Raw genomic sequence first — 20,386 nt, 5'->3', positions numbered from 1 at the left:
CACAGCCGCCGAGGCCGAACTGTCGGCGACACTCCGGCATGCGTAGTTTTGGCAGCTTGTGTGGAGTAAGTCTCAACGACGCCGACGGGTACGCCCCGTGCGAGCCGCCTTGGCCCGCTTGGCCGCGAAACGAACCCCGCCGGGGCTCTCTCCGACCTCTACACGCACTACCGTGGACAGCGGATCGACGATGCCTTCGCCGACGTGCAGGATGGACGTCTCCACGGCTCCGAGCTTGCTGAGTACGGTCGCCGCGCTCTTGAGTTCCTCCTCCGCCGTGTCCCCCTTGAGGGCGAGCATCTCGCCGTAGGGACGCAGCAGCGGGATGCCCCAAGTGGCCAGGCGCTCCAGCGGAGCCACCGCCCGGGCCGTCACCACGTGGACCGGCTGCAGTGTGCCCATGACCTCCTCGGCACGCCCGCGCACGACGGTGACGTGGTCGAGGCCGAGGAGTTCCACGACCTCGGTGAGGAACGTCGTACGGCGGAGGAGCGGTTCGAGGAGGGTGATCTTGATGTCCTCGCGGACCAGGGCCAGGGGAATGCCCGGGAGGCCGGCGCCGGAGCCGACATCGCACACGGTCACACCGTCGGGCACGACCTCCGAGAGGACCGCGCAGTTCAGCAGGTGCCGCTCCCACAGGCGGGGCACCTCACGTGGGCCGATCAGGCCGCGCTGCACGCCCGCGTCGGCGAGCAGCTCGGCGTACCGGACCGCATCCTCGAAGCGATCGCCGAACACCTCGCGCGCCTGCTCGGGCGCGGGGGGAAGCTCCGCTGCCTCCGTCACGGGGGACCGTCCTTCCGTACCGCAAAAGCGCATTGGGCGCTGACCACCAGGACCACCAGAACTACAGGACTATCAGGCTGACAAAGTTCGGCCCCGTCTGCTCAACAGACGGGGCCGGTAAACGCGGGGACCGATCAGGCGGGAAGCACGACGACGAAGCGCTGCGGCTCCTCGCCCTCCGACTCGCTGCGCAGTCCCGCGGCCTTGACCGCGTCGTGCACGACCTTGCGCTCGAACGGGGTCATCGGGTTCAGCTTCACCGGCTCGCCGGTGTTCTTCACGTCGGCCGCGGCCTTGGCGCCCAGCTCGGAGAGCTCGGTGCGCTTCTTGGCGCGGTAGCCCGCGATGTCCAGCATCAGCCGGCTGCGGTCCCCGGTCTCCCGGTGCACGGCCAGGCGGGTGAGCTCCTGGAGTGCTTCCAGCACCTCACCGTCACGGCCGACGAGCTTCTGGAGGTCGCGGCCGCTGCTGTCGCTGATGATCGAGACAGCGGCGCGGTCGGCCTCGACATCCATGTCGATGTCGCCGTCGAGATCGGCGATGTCCAGCAGACCCTCGAGGTAGTCCGCCGCGATCTCGCCCTCCTGCTCCAGGCGGGACAGGGTGTCTGCACCCTCAGCAGCGGCGGAGGTGGTGCCTTCCGTCACGGGATGGACTCCTTCTTTACTTCTTGGACGGGGACTTGGGCCGCTGCGGACCCTTGCGCTGTCCGGACTGGGCCTTGCTGCGGGTACCGCCGGCGGGCTTCGGGGCGGGCTTCTTCGCGGCGGTGGCGGGCTTGGCGTCCTCGGGTTCGTCCGACTTGGTCAGCGAGGTCTTCGGCTCGTCGGCGTCATCGGCATCGTGTTCGGCGCTGTCGTCGGCCGCCTTCGCGGCGGCGGACTGGCGCTGGGCCTTGGTCTGCCGCTTGGGCTGCTGACGCCGTGGAGTGGCCGTGGTCGGCGTACCGTCCTCGGTCTCCACAGCCGTGCTCTCGCCCTTCACCACGGTGCCGTCGGGCTGGGCCACGAGGCCCACCTTGGTGAGGCTGTTGATGAACTTGCGCTCGAACTCGTTGCGGTCACGGCCCTTGGAGACGATCGCCTTGACGATGGCCTTCTCACCCCGGCTGCGCGTCTTCTCGTGGTGCGTGACGTGCTTGGTCAGGCGCTCCAGGTAAGCGGCCTGGGCCTTCGAACCCGGGGTCGGGTTGTTGTGAATGACGTACATCTGCTGGCCCATGGTCCACACGTTGGTGGTCAGCCAGTAGACGAGAACACCGACGGGGAAGTTGATGCCGAAGATGGCGAACATGACCGGGAAGACGTACATCAGCATCTTCTGCTGCTGCATGAACGGGGTCTTCACCGTGGTGTCGACGTTCTTCGTCATCAGCTGGCGCTGCGTGTAGAACTGCGACGCCGACATCATCACGATCATGACCGCGGTGACCACACGGACGTCGGTCAGCGTGGCGCCGAGCGCCTCGACCTTGCTGCTGCCGTCCGTGAACTTCGCGGCGAGCGGGGCACCGAAGATGTGCGCCTTACGCGCGCTGGCGAGCAGCGAGTCGTTGATGACGCCGATCGTCGTGCCCGTCGCGATGCCGTTGAGCACGTGGTACAGGGCGAAGAAGAACGGGGACTGCGCCAGGATGGGAAGGCACGAGGAGAGCGGGTTGGTACCCGACTCCTTGTACAGCTTCATCATCTCTTCGGACTGACGCTGCTTGTCGTTCTTGTAGCGTTCCTGGATCTTCTTCATCTCGGGCTGCAGGGTCTGCATGGCCCGGGTCGCCTTGATCTGCTTCACGAAGAGCGGGATCAGACAGATGCGGATCAGGATCACCAGGGACACGATGGACAGGCCCCAGGCCCAGCCCGTGTCGGGACCGAAAACCTTCCCGTACACCGAGTGGAACTGGACGATGACCCAAGAAACGGGTGTCGTGATGAAGCTGAAAAGACTGGCAATCGTGTCCACTAATCATGCTCCTTGGGCATGGGACGGTGTCTCTGCGGCCGGGCTCGAAGGACTCAGCCCTTCAGTGGCCGTTTCGGCGGCGGAGGTCCCGCCCTTGCGTGCGCGCCATGCGCCCCGCAGCATCTCGTGCCACCGCGGGCGCTTGCGCGGTGGGACATGGTCCACACCGCCGAGCGACCACGGATTGCAGCGCAGGATGCGCCAGGCCGTGAGCGCTGTGCCCTTGATCGCGCCGTGCCGGTCTATGGCCGTGTAGCCGTAGTGGGAGCACGACGGGTAGTACTTGCAGACCGGCCCGAGCAAGGGACTGATCGTCCACTGGTACAGCTTGATCAGCGCCAGTAGTGGGTACTTCATCGCGCGCCCCCTCCCAGCAGCCGCTGAACGGCGGCATCCAGGTCTTGGGCCAGCTGTGCATGGTCGGCGTCGCCCGCTCCGGGCAGCGCTCGTACGACTACCAGGCTACCGGGGGGAAACAGGGCGACTCGCTCGCGCATCAGATGGCGAAGTCTGCGCTTCACCTTGTTGCGCACCACGGCGCCGCCCACCGCCTTGCTGACGACGAAACCCGCACGCGTCGGGGGAGCGCTCTCCCCTGGCGCGTGCGGGTCCGTGGCACCGCTACGAAAGTGGACGACGAGAAGCGGGCGGCCGGCCCGGCGACCCCGTCGTACCGCGGTCGCGAAGTCTTCGCGCCGCCTCAGCCGATGCTCGGTAGGCAGCACGACGTCATGACCTGATCGGGATCAGGCGGACAGGCTGGCGCGACCCTTGCCACGACGGTTCGCGAGAATCGCGCGACCGGCACGGGTACGCATCCGCAGGCGGAAGCCGTGGGTCTTGGCCCGGCGACGGTTGTTCGGCTGGAAGGTGCGCTTGCTCACGAGGGGGCTCCAGAAATAAATCGGTGGTGGCGGGTGCCGTCCTGGCTGTCACCGTGCGCCCACGAGTAGCTCGCAGTAACGCCCGAGTGCACCGCTTCCCGATCACCTCGAAGCGATCTGTGCCCATCGGAGGCAGGCGGCAGCAGCCATCGACAACTCGACCTGGTCACGGTACGCGGGGCTACGCCATCCGGTCAAACCAGCGGTCACGAGGAGACACTATCCACAGGCTGGGGACAACAACTTGAACCGCACCCGTCGCCCTGACTACCGTGGCTGGACTCCGATTCGTTCCTTTGTCCCCCGCCCCACACCTTTTTCCCGAGCGCCCCACCCGATGTACATCCCGTCCCGTCCGCGAACCACACGTTCGTGGGACCCGTGAGAGAGCGTGCCCTGTGGCTGACGTACCTGCCGATCTTGCCGCAGTGTGGCCACGAGTGCTGGAGCAACTTCTCGGTGAGGGGCGTGGGCAGGGTGTCGAGACCAAGGACGAGCACTGGATCCGGCGCTGCCAACCCCTGGCACTCGTCGCCGACACCGCCTTGCTCGCCGTACCGAACGAATTTGCGAAAGGCGTGCTCGAAGGCCGCCTCGCCCCGATCGTCAGCGAGACGCTGAGCCGCGAGTGCGGCCGCCCGATCCGCATCGCGATCACCGTCGACGACTCCGCCGGCGAGCCCCCCGGCCCGCCGGCACCCCCCGCCCAGCCCCAGCGGCGCTACGAGGAACCCGAGCAGAGCCGGGACCCCTACGAGGGCGGCTACGGCCGTCACCGCGCCGAGCCGCTCCCGGGCGGCCCCGGCGACCAGCTGCCCACCGCCCGCCCCGCCTACCCGTCGGAGTACCAGCGCCCCGAGCCGGGCGCCTGGCCGCGTCCGTCGCAGGACGACTACGGCTGGCAGCAGCAGCGGCTCGGCTTCCCGGAGCGGGACCCGTACGCGTCGCCGCCGCAGGATCAGTACGGGCCCCCCTCCCAGGACCAGTACGGTCCGCCGTCCCAGGACCGGGACCGGGACCGGGACCAGTACGGGGCGCCGGCGAAGGACAAGTACGGCCCGGCCCAGGACTCGTACCAGTCGCAGCAGGACCAGTACGCGCCGCCGGCGCAGGAGTACCGCCCGCAGCCGATGGAGCGTCCGTCGTACGAGCAGCAGCGCGCGGAGTACGAACAGTCGCGGGCCGAGTACGAGAAGTCCCGGGAGCAGTACAACCAGCGTGACGCGCGCCGCGACCTGTCCGACTCGCACTCGGCGTCCAACTCCGGTCATGTGCACCGCAGCGGACCGGGACCGCTGGGCTCGAAGCCCGCGCCGGCGGCCGGTCCGGGTGAGCCGACCGCGCGCCTCAACCCGAAGTACCTTTTCGACACGTTCGTCATCGGTGCCTCGAACCGGTTCGCGCACGCGGCGGCGGTCGCCGTCGCCGAGGCGCCCGCGAAGGCGTACAACCCCCTTTTCATCTATGGGGAGTCGGGGCTCGGCAAGACGCACCTGCTGCACGCGATCGGGCACTACGCGCGGAGCCTGTACCCCGGCACGCGCGTGCGGTACGTCAGCTCCGAGGAGTTCACCAACGAGTTCATCAACTCGATCCGCGACGGCAAGGGCGACAGCTTCCGCAAGCGGTACCGCGAGATGGACATCCTTCTTGTCGACGACATCCAGTTCCTCGCGGACAAGGAGTCGACGCAGGAGGAGTTCTTCCACACGTTCAACACGCTCCACAACGCGAACAAGCAGATCGTGCTCTCCAGCGACCGGCCGCCCAAGCAGCTGGTCACGCTGGAGGACCGGCTGCGGAACCGTTTCGAGTGGGGACTGATCACCGACGTCCAGCCGCCCGAGCTGGAGACGCGTATCGCCATCCTTCGTAAGAAGGCTGTGCAGGAGCAGCTCAACGCCCCGCCGGAGGTCCTGGAGTTCATCGCCTCCCGCATCTCGCGCAACATCCGCGAGCTGGAGGGGGCGCTGATCCGGGTGACGGCGTTCGCGTCGCTCAACCGGCAGCCGGTCGACCTCGGTCTCACCGAGATCGTCCTGAAGGACCTGATCCCGGGCGGCGAGGACTCCACACCGGAGATCACCGCGACGGCGATCATGGGAGCGACCGCCGACTACTTCGGCATCACGGTCGAGGACCTGTGCGGCAGTTCGCGCGGCCGCCAGCTGGTCACGGCCCGGCAGATCGCCATGTACGTCTGCCGCGAACTGACCGACCTCTCCCTCCCGAAGATCGGCGCGCAGTTCGGCGGCCGCGACCACACCACGGTCATGCACGCCGACCGCAAGATCCGCGCCCTGATGGCCGAGCGCCGCTCGATCTACAACCAGGTCACCGAACTGACCAACCGCATCAAGAACGGCTGACAGCCGCGGAGTTACGGCACCAGAGCTACGGCACCGAGGGCGCCCCGGGATCTTTCCCGGGGCGCCTTTTGCCGTGCCGGGAGGCGGTCGGGACGGCGCCCTGAGACGACGCCGGGAGGCGCTTCGGCGGGCGCCGGAAGAGGGCGGAAAGAGGTGGACGGCAGCGCCGCAGGGGCGCCGGAGGCACGCCGAGAAAAGCATCCCGGAGGAGGCGGGCGGAGGTGTCAGTGGCGTCCGGTGACGATCCACGGACGTTTCCGGACCCGATTCGGAGCCTCTTCGAAGCCGTTCCCCAGGGTTCCGGAGCCGCCCTGAAGCCCCTCCGAAGCGGTCCGCAGCCGATTCTCAGCCCGCCCGAAGCACGTTCGGAGCGCATCCAGAGCCGATCCGGCAGCCGTTCGCCGTCGTTTCAAACCCACGGACCAAGCCCCCGCTGTTCGAATACCCGCCGGGTTACGGCCGTCCTCCACAGATTCGGTGACTTTCTTCCGTCCACATCCTGGGGACTGTGAAGTTGTCCAGATCGTGTCCACAGGCGCCGCGGGTGAGGGACGATCAGACCAGGTCAGGTGCTTGTGGATTCGTGGACAAAAGATATCCACAGGCTGTGGACGGATCCTTGATCCCCAGCCTGTGGATCAAGTTGTCCACCGACAACCCACAGGCTGGGGCCGGTTGTCCCCAGCGATCACCAGCTTCTCCACACCGCTGTCCACTGTTCGGCAACGCAACGCGCCACCTCACCGTGTCGAGTGAAAGGCGTCACACGAAGGTGCCGGGTTGGGCTGTGGGAAAGGCGGGTAAAGCTGGGGACGGCGCTGGGGAGAAGTGGCCCTCGGCTGTGCATGGGGTGTGCAGAACTTTCCGTTCTCCACAGAAACCCGAGGTTGTCCACCGGCGTCGCCCACAGGGTCGGTGGACAAAATTCCCGCCCTGACCTGCGAAAACGGGGTTATCCACGGTATCCACAGCCCCTACTACTACTAGCAACTAGAGAGAGCTAGGAATCCGTTTCGAAGTGGGGCCTGTGCACAACTTGCCCTTCGTCGTCCGACAGCCGCTCGTCACGACTTGACCCCGACGGGCACCTACTGTCAGTGCTGTGCGTCAGACTGTTCCCCGATGTCCTTCCCCTCACAGGGACCGACGACACCGAGACAGATGACGAAGCCAGGCAGGCCGAGAAGCGCCGGCAACAGCAGGAGGCGGCAACAGTGAAGATCCGGGTGGAACGCGACGTACTCGCGGAGGCAGTGGCCTGGGCGGCACGCAGCCTCCCGGCCCGTCCGCCGGCGCCGGTCCTCGCCGGCCTCCTGCTGAAGTCGGAGGAGGGGCAGCTGAGCCTGTCCAGCTTCGACTACGAGGTCTCCGCGCGCGTGTCGGTCGACGCCGAGGTCGAGGAGGAGGGCACGGTCCTCGTCTCCGGCCGGCTGCTCGCCGACATCTGCCGCGCCCTCCCCAACCGGCCGGTCGAGATTTCCACAGACGGTGTACGGGCGACGGTGGTCTGCGGCTCCTCCCGCTTCACCCTGCACACACTGCCTGTGGAGGAGTACCCGGCGCTGCCCCAGATGCCGGGCGCGACCGGCACCGTCCCCGGCGAGGTGTTCGCCTCGGCGGCCGCCCAGGTGGCCATCGCCGCCGGCCGTGACGACACGCTGCCCGTCCTCACCGGTGTGCGCATCGAGATCGAGGGCGACACGGTGACGCTGGCGTCCACCGACCGCTACCGCTTCGCGGTCCGCGAGTTCCTGTGGAAGCCGGAGAACCCGGAGGCGTCCGCGGTCGCCCTGGTGCCCGCCAAGACGCTCCTGGACACCGCCAAGGCCCTCACGAGCGGCGACAGCGTCATCCTGGCGCTGTCCGGCTCCGGTGCGGGCGAGGGCCTCATCGGCTTCGAGGGTGCCGGTCGCCGTACGACGACCCGCCTCCTGGAGGGCGACCTCCCGAAGTACCGCTCGCTGTTCCCGACGGAGTTCAACTCCATCGCCGTGATCGAGACCGCCCCCTTCGTGGAGGCCGTCAAGCGCGTGGCCCTGGTCGCCGAGCGCAACACCCCGGTGCGGCTGAGCTTCGAGCAGGGCGTGCTGATCCTGGAGGCCGGTTCCAGCGACGACGCACAGGCTGTGGAGCGCGTCGACGCGAACCTCGAGGGTGACGACGTGTCGATCGCCTTCAACCCGACGTTCCTGCTGGACGGCCTGAGCGCGATCGACTCCCCGGTCGCCCAGCTCTCCTTCACGACCTCCACCAAGCCGGCCCTGCTCAGCGGCAAGCCGGCCCTGGACGCCGAGGCGGACGAGGCCTACAAGTACCTGATCATGCCGGTCCGCCTGAGCGGCTGATCCATACCGACGCGAACACCGCAGGTCGGGGCATACGGCTCGGTACTTCTGAGCGCGTATGCCCACAGGTGTGCATGACCGTCCGGGTTTAGGCTCGGACACAGGTACGCAAGTGCCTTCATGCCACGTCGCACCTTAAGGAACAACTGATGGAGCTCGGTCTCGTCGGCCTCGGCAAGATGGGCGGCAACATGCGCGAGCGCATCCGCCGCGCAGGCCACACCGTCATCGGATACGACCGCAACCCGGACCTCGCCGATGTCCACAGCCTGGGAGAGCTTGTGGGCAAGCTCAAGGGCCCGCGCGTGGTGTGGGTGATGGTCCCGGCCGGCGCCCCGACCCAGGCGACCGTCGACGAGCTGGCCGATCTCCTGGAGCCCGGCGACGTCGTCGTGGACGGCGGCAACTCCCGCTGGACGGACGACGAGAAGCACGCCGAGGAGCTGGGTGCCAAGGGCATCGGCTTCGTCGACGCGGGCGTCTCAGGCGGCGTCTGGGGCCTCCAGAACGGCTACGCCCTGATGGTCGGCGGCGACGCCGAGGACATCGCCAAGGTCCAGCCCGTCTTCGACGCGCTCAAGCCCGAGGGCGAGTTCGGCTTCGTCCACGCCGGCAAGGTCGGCGCGGGCCACTTCTCGAAGATGGTCCACAACGGCATCGAGTACGCCATGATGCAGGCCTACGCCGAGGGCTGGGAGCTGCTGGAGAAGGTCGACTCGGTGACGGACGTCCGCGAGGTCTTCCGCTCCTGGCAGGAGGGCACGGTCATCCGCTCCTGGCTGCTCGACCTGGCCGTCAATGCCCTTGACGGCGACGAGCACTTGGACAAGCTCAAGGGCTACGCCGAGGACTCCGGCGAGGGCCGCTGGACCGTCGAGGCGGCCATCGACAACGCCGTGCCGCTGCCCGCGATCACGGCCTCCCTCTTCGCGCGGTTCGCGTCGCGCCAGGAGGACTCGCCGCAGATGAAGATGATCGCGGCGCTGCGCAACCAGTTCGGCGGCCACGCGGTCGAGACGAAGTAGTCCACAACGACGAGGTAATCCACAGATCGGCAGATCCACAGGCCGCGGCCCGTGGATCCACAACCTGGGGGAGGTCGGCGAACGACCATGCACGTCACGCATCTGTCGCTGGCCGACTTCCGCTCGTACGCCGGGGTCGACGTCCCGCTCGACCCCGGCGTCACCGCGTTCGTGGGGCCCAACGGGCAGGGCAAGACCAACCTCGTCGAGGCCATCGGCTACCTCGCCACCTTGGGCAGTCACCGCGTCTCCTCCGACGCCCCCCTCGTCCGCATGGGCGCCGAGCGCGCGATCATCCGGGCGCAGGTCAGACAGGGCGAGCGGCAGCAGCTGGTCGAGCTGGAGCTGAACCCCGGCCGCGCCAACCGCGCCCGCATCAACCGGTCCTCGCAGGTCAGGCCCCGTGACGTGCTGGGCATCGTACGGACCGTGCTGTTCGCGCCCGAGGATCTCGCCCTGGTGAAGGGGGATCCCGGGGAGCGGCGGCGGTTCCTGGACGAGCTGATCACCGCGCGGTCGCCGCGCATGGCCGGGGTCCGTTCCGACTACGAGCGGGTGCTCAAGCAGCGCAACACCCTGCTGAAGTCGGCCGCGTTGGCGCGGCGGCACGGCGGGCGGTCGATGGACCTGTCCACGCTCGACGTGTGGGATCAGCATCTCGCGCGCGTGGGCGCCGAGTTGCTCGCCCAGCGGCTCGATCTGATCGCCGCGGTCCAGCCCCTCGCCGACAAGGCGTACGAGCAACTCGCCCCCGGGGGCGGCCCGGTGGCCCTGGAGTACAAGCCGTCGGCGCCCGGTGAGGCACACACGCGTGAAGACCTCTACGAGCAGTTGATGGCGGCGATCGCGGAGGCGCGCAAGCAGGAGATCGAGCGGGGCGTCACCCTAGTAGGACCCCATCGGGACGATTTGGTTCTCAAACTCGGTCAGCTGCCCGCCAAGGGATACGCCTCGCACGGGGAGTCCTGGTCGTACGCGCTGGCGTTGCGGCTCGCGTCGTACGACCTGCTCCGGGGTGAGGGCAACGAGCCGGTGCTCGTCCTTGACGATGTGTTCGCCGAGCTGGACACGCGGCGGCGGGAGCGGCTGGCCGAGCTGGTGGCGCCCGGTGAGCAGGTGCTGGTGACGGCGGCGGTCGACGACGACGTACCGCATGTCCTGGCGGGGACGCGGTACAGCGTGGCGGAGGGGGCGGTGGAGCGCGTATGACGACCGATCAGCCCGCGGCCGGGGATCCCGCGCCCAAGAAGGCCGCCGAGCCCTCCGGCGTCGACCTCGCGCGCGTGGCGTTGCGCGCCGCGAAGGAACAGGCACGCGCGCGTGGGGACGCGGCGCAGCAGAAGAAGCAGGCGCGGCGCGGCGGCCTGCGCTCCGGCGCGCGCGCCGACGGCCGCGACCCGATGGCCCTCGGTGCTGCGATCAACCGGCTGCTGAACGAGCGCGGCTGGGAGACGCCGGCCGCGGTGGGCGGTGTGATGGGCCGCTGGCCGCAGATCGTCGGCGAGGACCTGGCCAATCACTGCGTCCCGGAGAAGTACGACGAGGACGAGCGGGTCCTGGTCGTGCGCTGCGACTCGACGGCCTGGGCGACGAACCTGCGCTTGCTCGCCCCGCAGCTGGTGGCCCGGCTGAACGAGGACCTGGGGCACGGCACGGTGAAGCTCCTCAAGGTGAACGGCCCCGGTGGGCCGCCCCGCCGCTACGGTCCCCTGCGCGCTCCTGGCAGCACGGGTCCCGGCGACACCTATGGGTGACTGACATCACAGCGTGGGCTCCGGCGGGTGAACGGACGCGGTTGCGAATACCGACCTGACCCTTGAGTAGCAAAGGGTTGACACCCGGAAGCGCTGAGTGCCTCCGTGAGCCTCTTTGAGCCCCGTTCCGCATATGGGGAGTCGGGAGAGACCGGTTGAGGGCGGCACATGAGGACTCAGGTACCGGCAAACCCCCATCCATGTCGGCGCTACCGGTAGACTGGAAGCAATCCCGCCCCACTTGTGGGACACACACCGAGCAACGCTGACTAAGGCTTACCAACGCAACACGCCGCAGCCGCTCCGGCCAACCGCCGGGTGCCTGGCTTGTGCTGTGCCAGAAAGGGCGCTTCGTGGCCGATTCCGGCAACCCCAACGAGAACATCCCGTCCACCGACGCCGGCGCCAACGGCGGGGCTCACACCTCGAACGGCGAGGTCACCGCCTCGTACGACGCCAGCGCCATCACCGTCCTCGAGGGTCTGGACGCGGTCCGCAAGCGACCCGGTATGTACATCGGCTCGACCGGCGAGCGCGGCCTGCACCACCTCGTGCAGGAAGTCGTCGACAACTCCGTCGACGAGGCGCTGGCCGGGCACGCGGACACGATCGACGTCACGATCCTTCACGACGGCGGCGTCCGCGTCATCGACAACGGCCGAGGCATCCCGGTGGGCATCGTCCCGTCCGAGGGCAAGCCGGCCGTCGAGGTCGTGCTGACGGTGCTGCACGCGGGCGGCAAGTTCGGGGGCGGCGGTTACGCGGTCTCCGGCGGTCTGCACGGCGTGGGCGTGTCCGTGGTGAACGCGCTGTCCAGCAAGGTCGCCGTCGAGGTCAGGACCGACGGTTACCGCTGGACGCAGGACTACAAGCTGGGCGTGCCGACCGCCCCGCTCGCGCAGCACGAGGCCACGGATGAGACCGGCACCTCGGTCACCTTCTGGGCCGACCCGGACATCTTCGAGACCACCGAGTACTCCTTCGAGACGCTGTCGCGGCGCTTCCAGGAGATGGCGTTCCTCAACAAGGGTTTGACGATCAAACTCACTGACGAGCGCGAGCTGGCGAAGGCCACGGCCGGTGCCGACGAGGCGGGTGCGGACGAGAAGGACGACGTCAAGACCGTCACGTACCACTACGAGGGCGGCATCGTCGACTACGTGACGTACCTCAACTCCCGCAAGGGGGACGTGGTGCACCCGACCGTCATCGACCTGGAGGCGGAGGACAAGGACAAGAGCCTGTCCCTCGAGGTCGCGATGCAGTGGAACAGCGGTTACAGCGAGGGCGTGTACTCCTTCGCCAACATCATCCACACGCATGAGGGCGGCACGCACGAAGAGGGCTTCCGGGCCGCGCTGACGTCGCTGATCAACAAGTACGCGCGCGACAAGAAGCTGCTCCGCGAGAAGGACGACAACCTCACGGGCGACGACATCCGCGAGGGTCTGACCGCGATCATCTCGGTGAAGCTGGCCGAGCCGCAGTTCGAGGGCCAGACGAAGACCAAGCTCGGCAACACCGAAGCGAAGACCTTCGTACAGAAGGCGGTCTACGAGCACCTCAACGACTGGCTCGACCGCAACCCGAACGAGGCCTCGGACATCATCCGCAAGGGCATCCAGGCGGCCACCGCGCGCGTGGCGGCCCGCAAGGCCCGTGACCTCACCCGTCGCAAGGGTCTGCTGGAGACGGCTTCGCTGCCGGGCAAGCTGTCCGACTGCCAGTCGAACGACCCCACCAAGTGCGAGATCTTCATCGTCGAGGGTGACTCCGCCGGCGGCTCGGCCAAGTCCGGCCGGAACCCGCAGTACCAGGCGATCCTCCCGATCCGAGGAAAGATCCTCAACGTCGAGAAGGCCAGGATCGACAAGATCCTGCAGAACCAGGAGATCCAGGCACTGATCTCCGCCTTCGGCACCGGAGTCCACGAGGACTTCGACATCGCCAGGCTGCGCTATCACAAGATCATCCTGATGGCGGACGCCGACGTCGACGGTCAGCACATCTCCACCCTGCTGCTGACCTTCCTGTTCCGCTTCATGCGGCCGCTGGTCGAGGCCGGGCACGTGTTCCTGTCGCGTCCCCCGCTGTACAAGATCAAGTGGGGCCGTGACGACTTCGAGTACGCGTACTCGGACCGCGAGCGCGACGCCCTGATCGAGCTGGGCCGGCAGAGCGGCAAGCGCATCAAGGAAGACTCGATCCAGCGCTTCAAGGGTCTCGGCGAGATGAACGCCGAGGAGCTGCGCATCACCACGATGGACCAGGAGCACCGCGTGCTCGGCCAGGTCACCCTGGACGACGCCGCGCAGGCCGACGACCTGTTCTCGGTCCTCATGGGCGAGGACGTCGAGGCACGCCGCCAGTTCATCCAGCGCAACGCCAAGGACGTCCGCTTCCTCGACATCTGAGTCGGTCTCAGCTGACCGCATCAGGAAGGATCTTCACCAGCAATGGCCGACGAGAACACTCCCAGTACGCCTGAAGAGGGCGTCATCGCCCAGCGCGTCGAGCCCGTAGGGCTCGAGACGGAGATGCAGCGCTCGTACCTCGACTACGCGATGTCCGTCATCGTGTCGCGAGCCCTGCCCGACGTCCGTGACGGCCTCAAGCCCGTCCACCGCCGCGTCCTGTACGCCATGTACGACGGCGGCTACCGGCCCGAGAAGGGCTTCTACAAGTGCGCCCGTGTCGTCGGCGACGTCATGGGCAACTACCACCCGCACGGCGACTCCTCGATCTACGACGCGCTGGTCCGCCTCGCGCAGCCGTGGTCGATGCGGATGCCGCTGGTGGACTCGAACGGCAACTTCGGCTCCCCGGGCAACGACCCCGCCGCCGCCATGCGCTACACCGAGTGCAAGCTGGCGCCGCTGTCCATGGAGATGGTCCGTGACATCGACGAGGAAACTGTCGACTTCACGGACAACTACGACGGCCGCTCCCAGGAGCCGACCGTCCTGCCGGCCCGCTTCCCGAACCTGCTGATCAACGGCTCGGCGGGCATCGCGGTCGGTATGGCCACCAACATCCCGCCGCACAACCTCCGCGAGGTCGCGGCGGGCGCCCAGTGGTGCCTGGAGAACCCCGAGGCCTCGCACGAGGAGCTGCTGGACGCGCTGATCGAGCGCATCAAGGGCCCCGACTTCCCGACCGGCGCCCTCGTCGTCGGCCGTAAGGGCATCGAAGAGGCGTACCGCACCGGGCGCGGCTCGATCACCATGCGCGCGGTCGTCGAGGTCGAGGAGATCCAGAACCGCCAGTGCCTGGTGGTCACCGAACTCCCCTACCAGACCAACCCCGACAACCTCGCGCAGAAGATCGCCGACCTGGTGAAGGACGGCAAGGTCGGCGGCATCGCGGACGTCCGCGACGAGACGTCGTCCCGTACCGGCCAGCGCCTCGTCATCGTCCTGAAGAGGGACGCGGTCGCCAAGGTCGTACTGAACAACCTCTACAAGCACACCGATCTGCAGTCGAACTTCAGCGCCAACATGCTGGCCCTGGTCGACGGTGTGCCGAGGACCCTCTCCCTGGACGCGTTCATCCGGCACTGGGTGGCGCACCAGATCGAGGTCATCGTCCGCCGGACGAAGTTCCGGCTGCGCAAGGCCGAGGAGCGGGCGCACATCCTGCGCGGCCTCCTGAAGGCCCTGGACGCCATCGACGAGGTCATCGCGCTGATCCGGCGCAGCGACACCGTCGACATCGCGCGCACGGGCCTGATGGAGCTCCTGACGATCGACGAGATCCAGGCGAACGCCATCCTGGAGATGCAGCTCCGCCGACTGGCCGCCCTGGAGCGCCAGAAGATCATCCAGGAGCACGACGAACTCCAGGCGAAGATCACCGAGTACAACGCGATCCTGGCCTCCCCGGTCCGCCAGCGCGGCATCGTCAGCGAGGAACTCGCCGCGATCGTCGAGAAGTTCGGCGACGACCGCAAGACGATGCTGGTGCCCTTCGACGGCGACATGTCCATGGAGGACCTGATCGCCGAAGAGGACATCGTCGTCACCATCTCGCGCGGCGGCTACGTCAAGCGCACCAAGGCCGACGACTACCGCTCCCAGAAGCGCGGCGGCAAGGGCGTCCGCGGCACGAAGCTCAAGGAAGACGACATCGTCGACCACTTCTTCGTGTCGACGACCCACCACTGGCTGCTGTTCTTCACCAACAAGGGCCGCGTCTACCGCGCGAAGGCGTACGAACTCCCCGACGCCGGGCGCGACGCGCGCGGGCAGCACGTCGCGAACCTGCTCGCCTTCCAGCCGGACGAGGCGATCGCGGAGATCCTCGCGATCCGTGACTACGAAGCGGCGCCCTACCTGGTCCTCGCCACCAAGGGAGGCTTGGTGAAGAAGACGCCTCTGAAGGATTACGATTCGCCCCGCTCCGGCGGTGTCATCGCGATCAACCTCCGTGAGACGGAGGACGGTTCCGACGACGAACTGATCGGTGCCGAACTCGTCTCGTCCGAGGACGATCTGCTGCTGATCAGCAAGAAGGCACAGTCGATCCGGTTCACCGCCACGGACGACGCGCTGCGCCCCATGGGGCGTGCCACCTCCGGTGTCAAGGGCATGAGTTTCCGCGAGGGCGACCAACTTCTCTCGATGAATGTTGTTCGACCCGGTACGTTCGTGTTCACTGCCACAGACGGCGGGTACGCGAAGCGCACCGCCGTCGACGAGTACCGCGTCCAGGGTCGCGGCGGCCTGGGTATCAAGGCCGCCAAGATCGTCGAGGACCGCGGTTCTCTCGTCGGCGCGCTGGTGGTCGAGGAGACCGACGAGATCCTCGCCATCACGCTGTCCGGCGGTGTGATTCGTACGCGAGTCAACGAGGTCAGGGAGACGGGCCGTGACACCATGGGCGTCCAACTGATCAACCTGGGCAAGCGCGATGCCGTCGTCGGTATCGCTCGTAACGCCGAGGCGGGACCCGAGGCGGAGGAAGTCGTCGGCGACGAAGCCGTCGACGAGACCACCGAGGGTGTCGCGACCACCGGCACGGACGAGGGTGACGCACCCTCGGACGAGTAGCACGAGGAGAGAGTCATCGTGAGCGGAGCCACGGGCGCCGGATCGACCGGTACGGACACGGACGGCGGCGGCCGTGGCTCCGCCGCGAACGCGACAGATCCGCACACGACCCAACTGCGGGCGATCGACGTGAAGAAGACGGACGCGCACTCGCCCGACTCGCATGGATCCCAGGGGGGAACTGTGACGGACACCCGAGGTCCGCAGACCCAGCAGCAGTCGGCTGGGGCGGGCCCGGCCGCGCCGGGCGCCAAGGCTCCGGCCCAGGGCCAGGCGCCCGCCCAGCCCACCGCGCAGCCGGCGGGGTCCCCGCTGCCGGGTTCGCCCCTTCCGGGCGAGCGTCAGCCGCAGCAGGCCGCGGGGCCGTACCACCCGCCGCAGGCCTACCCGACCCAGTCGCCCGCCGCCCAGAGCGGTGCTGTACGGCGTCCGCGCACGGGCGCGCGTACGGCCCCGCGTACCCGTAAGGCGCGGCTGCGGGTGGCCAAGGCCGACCCGTGGTCGGTGATGAAGGTCAGCTTCCTGCTCTCCATCGCGCTGGGCATCTGCACGGTCGTGGCGTCCGCGGTGCTGTGGATGGTCATGGACGCGATGGGGGTCTTCTCGACGGTCGGCGGCACGATCTCGGAGGCGACCGGCTCGAACGAGTCGAACGGCTTCGACCTGCAGTCCTTCCTGTCCCTCCCGCACGTCCTGACGTTCTCGGGGATCATCGCGGTCATCGACGTCGTCCTGGCCACGGCCCTCGCGACGCTCGGCGCGTTCATCTACAACCTCTCCGCCGGCTTCGTCGGCGGCATCGAGCTGACGCTCGCCGAGGACGAGTGAGCGGGCGGACGACAGGCGCACGAGAAGCCGGGTGAACGCGGGTTGAAACCCCTCTCGACGGTCCTGTGACTATCGATTTTGGGACTGCCCATGTCGTGCGCTAATCTTCAGGAGTCAGCGCGCGGGACACACTCCGCAGAGCGCGGCGGGGCTATAGCTCAGTTGGTTAGAGCGCATCCCTGATAAGGATGAGGCCACAGGTTCAAATCCTGTTAGCCCCACTAGTTCGAAGACCCCCAACCGGTTGCGGTTGGGGGTTTTTGGCGTCCACGGGCAGCACGATCAGGCCCAGCGTAATTTCGGTTGCCGTGCCCTCCTGGTGGCCGGTGATACTCGCCCATGAGCAGATTCGCCGAGGTCGTCGTGTTGGCCAGCGACGCGGAAAACATCATGAAACCGCTGACCGAGCGGGACGAAAGCCGCCCGTGGACGGGGCAGTTCACCGACATCGGCCACGGCATGTTCGGCGGCTGGGCCATCCAGTTCGTGCGGCGGAGCCGATGGGTCGGGCTCCTGGAGCACCTTGAGTCTCTGCCCTGGCCTTCGCCGCACACCGTTCAGGTCCTGATCCACGATGAGGAGGACGACTGCTTCGGCCTGTGGATGATCCATGACGGCCGGCTTGTGGAAGTGCCGCTGCCGCGCACCCGGCGGGACTTCTGGACCAATCACTACACAGGGGTGGTCGATCCGGACTGCCCCGGGATTCTGGTCCGCACGGACGGGCCGTTCGGTGGGGCCGGGGAAGGATGAGCCGCAGGCACGCCAGAAGACCCCCGGCCACTGTGGGCCAGGGGTTTTCGGGGTCCTCTGTGTTGTCTCTGAAGCTTTGTACGCAAGTTCGCCGCTGTGTCAGAGAGGGCGGACGGTCGGGCAAGTCGGGCGGGTTGAGCAAGTCAGGTAAGGCCAGGGAGACTCGCGGGCCAGATTGTCGGCGCGCAGGTCGGTGCTGGAGGGGCCTGAGGCAGTACTGGTCGGGCCTGAGGTAGTGCTGAAGGGGCCCGGGGTGGTGCTGGAGGGACTCGGGTCAGCGCTGGAGCGGGGCCGCCGGCTCGGCCTGGGCCGGTTCGGCCGCGTCAGCGGTCTCCGTCATCTCGTCCGTGTCCGTCGGAGGGCGGTGGCGGCAGCTCGGGGACTTGCCGTGGGCCTCGGCGCGGATGCGCTGCTTCATCGTGGGGGGCAGTGACCTGGTGAAGGACCAGGGGGAGATCGCCGGTGCCGTCGTCTCGGCGACCGCGCTGGTGCTCGCCGCCTCGGTCCGCTGAGTCGCGGCGGCGACCGTCGCGGTGACCGTGATGAGTCCGAGCGCCGTGCACAGTGCCAGGAAGCCGGTGACGAAGGCGTTCCACAACTTCATGACCTTGATCTGGGCCATGGCCCCTCACTTTCAGGTTGGGCGATTTGCGTACTTTCCTCATGATGTGTATGGGGGCCGCGAAGTGGTGGACCGACGCCCATGGCGCGTCGATGTTCTGATGAACACCACTCGGATGGGTGCAAGAGGCCGGAAAAGGGCCGAAGATACGCGAAAGACGGGCGAAGTAACCGTCCGTGGGGATGTGATCACCCTCAGATCGGAGCGGCCGCGTCCGCTCCTACTGCGCTGTACCGGGCGGGAGTTGACCCCGGACGCAGGTCACTGATCGGTCTCGGTCGGTGTGTATAGTCGGGCGACAGAGGTCCCCTACGTCAAGGAAAGACGAGGTCGCGCGGTGAAGAAGCTTCTCCTGGTCGCACTGGCCGCCATCGGCGGGCTCCTCGTGTACCGCCAGATCCAGGCGGATCGCGCCGAGCAGGACCTGTGGACGGAGGCGACCGACTCCGTGCCCACGGGTTCCTGAGTACCGAGAACCAGTTCTGATCAAGCCCCGGCCGCCTGGCGGTCGGGGCTTTGTGTTGCGCCCCCGCCCTGGTGCGGGTACGGCCGCCACGACCCCGGCGTTTCGGACACTCGTCCGCATTGCCGGGATGCCACGCGCGCGTGCGGGGCAGGATGGGCCACGTCCGGAGCAACGACGAGGGGTGGCGCGTGATGGGGCGGCGTACGGCGTGGTGGCGGACGACGGGGGCACAGGGCGGCCGTACGCCCGTCGCCGGGGCCGTACGACGTGTCGTGGTCCTCGCCGCCGTCCTGTGCGCGACGGCCGCCCTCACGGACCGGCCCGCCATGGCGGCCGGGTCGTCCAGTTCCTACGGCTACGACAAGGGCGACCGGGTCGTCGACGGAGCGACCGGTACCGCTGACGCCAAAGAGCTGGAGCCCGGTGCGACGTACAGGAGTTCCCTCTCGAAGGGGGCTCGTGTCTATTACGGCCTTGATCTCGACGCCACGTCGAACGTCTATGTCTCCGTGACCGCCGTGCCTCCGGCGGGCACCACCGTCGCCGCCACCGACGGCATCAAGGTGTCGATGCGGAACGCCAAGGACACCGGCTGCACGTACCGGAGCGCCACCTTCGGGGCAGGCCGGAGTCCCCATCCGGTGGCCGCCTGGGCGGTGCGGGAGGCGGGCAAGGCGCTGTGCAAGGGGAGCGGCAGGTACTACGTGCTCGTCGAGCGCGTCGACGCGTCGGACTCCTCGTCGGACACCTGGGGGCTGGAACTCACCGCGGTGTCGGAACCCTCGCTCGCCCAGGCCGGCGCGACCGACGCGCCCCAGACCTGGGACTCCGCGTCGCCCGAGGCCGTCACGGGGGAGGCCCGGCGCCGTGCGGGCGGTTCGGGCTTCGCCGGGGCGGTCGCCGTCGGGCAGGGCGCGTGGCGGGACGACATCGGACCCGGCCGGACCCTCTTCTACAAGGTCCCGGTGGACTGGGGCCAACAGCTGTCCGTCACGGCCGAGTTGGGCGCTTCTGACGGCGGCAGCGGCTATGTGAACCGTGCTCTGGACCTGGCGCTCTACAACCCCGTGCGCGCCTCCGTCGACGAGGCCGGCCTCGGCTACCGGGGCAGCGAGAGGTCCGTGGCACTGGAGCCCCTGCCGCCCGTCGAGTACCGCAACCGCTACTCCGTGGTCGACCACGAGAACGGGATGCGCTTCGCCGGGTCGTACTACCTCGTCGTGCACCTCGACGCGCAACTGGCCGACGATTTCGGCCAGGGACCGTTCCCGGTGACCCTGCGCGTGCGCGTCGCCGGTACGGCGCACGGCGGTCCCGGGTACGCGGGGCGGCCCGACCCCCGGAACATCTTCGACGTCACCACACAGGACCGCGCTGCGGCCGTGACGGGGAGCGCCGGGGGAGGCGGCGACGCCGCGATGAAGGTGCTCGCGGTGGCCGGGATCGGCGCGGGCACCGCGCTGCTGGCCACGCTCGGCGTGTGGACGGTGTCGGCCCGGCGCCGGGACCGGGCCTCGACGGCGGCCCTGTAACCGCCCCGC

18 protein-coding genes and 1 tRNA gene are annotated in these 20,386 nt (G+C 68.2%); 12 read left to right on the top strand and 7 right to left on the bottom strand.

What is annotated here, in order from left to right:
• Positions 1-72: 72 nt before the first annotated feature.
• The 6 genes from rsmG to rpmH all read right to left on the bottom strand — a co-directional run bounded on the left by rsmG (position 73) and on the right by rpmH (position 3,635).
• Positions 73-789, bottom strand: a complete 717-nt coding sequence (rsmG, locus tag OO69_RS39330) for a 16S rRNA (guanine(527)-N(7))-methyltransferase RsmG (RefSeq protein ID WP_033285735.1) — start codon at positions 787-789, stop codon at positions 73-75.
• Positions 790-923: 134 nt separating this feature from the next.
• Positions 924-1,436, bottom strand: a complete 513-nt coding sequence (locus tag OO69_RS39325) for a protein jag (RefSeq protein WP_019055151.1) — start codon at positions 1,434-1,436, stop codon at positions 924-926.
• A gap of 16 nt (positions 1,437-1,452) precedes the next feature.
• A complete protein-coding gene (gene yidC, locus OO69_RS39320; protein ID WP_033285734.1) occupies positions 1,453-2,751 on the bottom strand; it encodes a membrane protein insertase YidC in 1,299 nt (432 codons plus the stop codon).
• A 3-nt stretch (positions 2,752-2,754) separates the two neighbouring features.
• Positions 2,755-3,108: a membrane protein insertion efficiency factor YidD gene (yidD, locus tag OO69_RS39315; protein ID WP_033285733.1), complete on the bottom strand. Its 354-nt coding sequence runs from the start codon at positions 3,106-3,108 to the stop codon at positions 2,755-2,757.
• Positions 3,105-3,476, bottom strand: coding sequence for a ribonuclease P protein component (gene rnpA, locus OO69_RS50835; protein WP_078532680.1), 372 nt, complete (start codon positions 3,474-3,476; stop codon positions 3,105-3,107). The genes yidD and rnpA overlap by 4 nt, the downstream gene beginning before the upstream one ends.
• A 21-nt stretch (positions 3,477-3,497) precedes the next feature.
• A complete protein-coding gene (gene rpmH, locus OO69_RS39305; RefSeq protein WP_006381191.1) occupies positions 3,498-3,635 on the bottom strand; it encodes a 50S ribosomal protein L34 in 138 nt (45 codons plus the stop codon).
• Positions 3,636-4,033: 398 nt separating this feature from the next.
• Here rpmH and dnaA point away from each other — a divergent pair, with 398 nt between their 5' ends.
• The 10 genes from dnaA (at position 4,034) to OO69_RS39255 (ending at position 17,757) form a co-directional block, all read left to right on the top strand.
• Positions 4,034-6,004 carry a chromosomal replication initiator protein DnaA gene (dnaA, locus tag OO69_RS39300; RefSeq protein ID WP_078652771.1) on the top strand — a complete coding sequence of 657 codons (1,971 nt, stop codon included), beginning with the start codon at positions 4,034-4,036 and terminating at the stop codon, positions 6,002-6,004.
• A gap of 1,214 nt (positions 6,005-7,218) precedes the next feature.
• Complete coding sequence (gene dnaN, locus OO69_RS39295; protein WP_019073352.1) at positions 7,219-8,349, top strand: DNA polymerase III subunit beta; 1,131 nt, start codon at positions 7,219-7,221, stop codon at positions 8,347-8,349.
• Between the two features lie 149 nt (positions 8,350-8,498).
• The gene (gene gnd / locus OO69_RS39290; RefSeq protein ID WP_033285730.1) at positions 8,499-9,374 is read left to right on the top strand and encodes a phosphogluconate dehydrogenase (NAD(+)-dependent, decarboxylating); all 876 of its coding nucleotides are present in this window, start codon (positions 8,499-8,501) and stop codon (positions 9,372-9,374) included.
• An 87-nt stretch (positions 9,375-9,461) separates the two neighbouring features.
• Positions 9,462-10,583 carry a DNA replication/repair protein RecF gene (recF, locus tag OO69_RS39285; protein WP_033285729.1) on the top strand — a complete coding sequence of 374 codons (1,122 nt, stop codon included), beginning with the start codon at positions 9,462-9,464 and terminating at the stop codon, positions 10,581-10,583.
• On the top strand, positions 10,580-11,128 hold the full coding sequence (locus OO69_RS39280) for a DUF721 domain-containing protein (protein ID WP_033285728.1): 549 nt from the start codon (positions 10,580-10,582) through the stop codon (positions 11,126-11,128). The genes recF and OO69_RS39280 overlap by 4 nt, the downstream gene beginning before the upstream one ends.
• Positions 11,129-11,481: 353 nt before the next feature.
• Positions 11,482-13,542, top strand: coding sequence for a DNA topoisomerase (ATP-hydrolyzing) subunit B (gene gyrB / locus OO69_RS39275; protein WP_199811118.1), 2,061 nt, complete (start codon positions 11,482-11,484; stop codon positions 13,540-13,542).
• A gap of 42 nt (positions 13,543-13,584) precedes the next feature.
• Positions 13,585-16,176, top strand: a complete 2,592-nt coding sequence (gene gyrA, locus OO69_RS39270) for a DNA gyrase subunit A (protein WP_033285726.1) — start codon at positions 13,585-13,587, stop codon at positions 16,174-16,176.
• Positions 16,177-16,194: 18 nt separating this feature from the next.
• On the top strand, positions 16,195-17,004 hold the full coding sequence (locus OO69_RS39265; RefSeq protein ID WP_033285725.1) for a DUF3566 domain-containing protein: 810 nt from the start codon (positions 16,195-16,197) through the stop codon (positions 17,002-17,004).
• A 147-nt stretch (positions 17,005-17,151) separates the two neighbouring features.
• Positions 17,152-17,225 (top strand) — tRNA-Ile (locus OO69_RS39260).
• A 118-nt stretch (positions 17,226-17,343) separates the two neighbouring features.
• Positions 17,344-17,757, top strand: a complete 414-nt coding sequence (locus OO69_RS39255) for a hypothetical protein (RefSeq protein ID WP_033285724.1) — start codon at positions 17,344-17,346, stop codon at positions 17,755-17,757.
• Between the two features lie 274 nt (positions 17,758-18,031).
• Here OO69_RS39255 and OO69_RS39250 read toward each other — a convergent pair whose 3' ends face one another.
• Positions 18,032-18,379 (bottom strand): DUF6344 domain-containing protein, encoded by a 348-nt coding sequence (locus tag OO69_RS39250; protein WP_033285723.1) that lies wholly within the window; start codon positions 18,377-18,379, stop codon positions 18,032-18,034.
• A gap of 337 nt (positions 18,380-18,716) precedes the next feature.
• On the opposite strand from OO69_RS39250, the gene OO69_RS53245 reads away from it, so the two are divergent.
• Both OO69_RS53245 and OO69_RS39245 read left to right on the top strand, forming a co-directional pair.
• Positions 18,717-18,845 (top strand): DLW-39 family protein, encoded by a 129-nt coding sequence (locus tag OO69_RS53245; protein WP_003999697.1) that lies wholly within the window; start codon positions 18,717-18,719, stop codon positions 18,843-18,845.
• A gap of 152 nt (positions 18,846-18,997) precedes the next feature.
• Complete coding sequence (locus tag OO69_RS39245) at positions 18,998-20,377, top strand: hypothetical protein (protein ID WP_078652770.1); 1,380 nt, start codon at positions 18,998-19,000, stop codon at positions 20,375-20,377.
• Positions 20,378-20,386: the final 9 nt, after the last annotated feature.

It is taken from the genome of Streptomyces sp. NRRL F-525 (assembly GCF_000716605.1).
Classification (GTDB): Bacteria; Actinomycetota; Actinomycetes; order Streptomycetales; family Streptomycetaceae; genus Streptomyces.
The sequence above is the reverse complement of the archived record's forward strand: the minus strand, read 5'-3'. Positions and strand labels throughout refer to the sequence as shown.

What these genes read in the sequence shown, in the direction of transcription:
- yidD (WP_033285733.1), bottom strand. Translation starts at nt 3,108, where the DNA reads ATGAAGTACCCACTACTGGCGCTGATCAAGCTGTACCAGTGGACGATC.
- OO69_RS39280 (WP_033285728.1), top strand. Translation starts at nt 10,580, where the DNA reads ATGACGACCGATCAGCCCGCGGCCGGGGATCCCGCGCCCAAGAAGGCC.
- OO69_RS39245 (WP_078652770.1), top strand. Translation starts at nt 18,998, where the DNA reads ATGGGCCACGTCCGGAGCAACGACGAGGGGTGGCGCGTGATGGGGCGG.
- gyrA (WP_033285726.1), top strand. Translation starts at nt 13,585, where the DNA reads ATGGCCGACGAGAACACTCCCAGTACGCCTGAAGAGGGCGTCATCGCC.
- recF (WP_033285729.1), top strand. Translation starts at nt 9,462, where the DNA reads ATGCACGTCACGCATCTGTCGCTGGCCGACTTCCGCTCGTACGCCGGG.
- OO69_RS39250 (WP_033285723.1), bottom strand. Translation starts at nt 18,379, where the DNA reads ATGGCCCAGATCAAGGTCATGAAGTTGTGGAACGCCTTCGTCACCGGC.
- OO69_RS39255 (WP_033285724.1), top strand. Translation starts at nt 17,344, where the DNA reads ATGAGCAGATTCGCCGAGGTCGTCGTGTTGGCCAGCGACGCGGAAAAC.
- gnd (WP_033285730.1), top strand. Translation starts at nt 8,499, where the DNA reads ATGGAGCTCGGTCTCGTCGGCCTCGGCAAGATGGGCGGCAACATGCGC.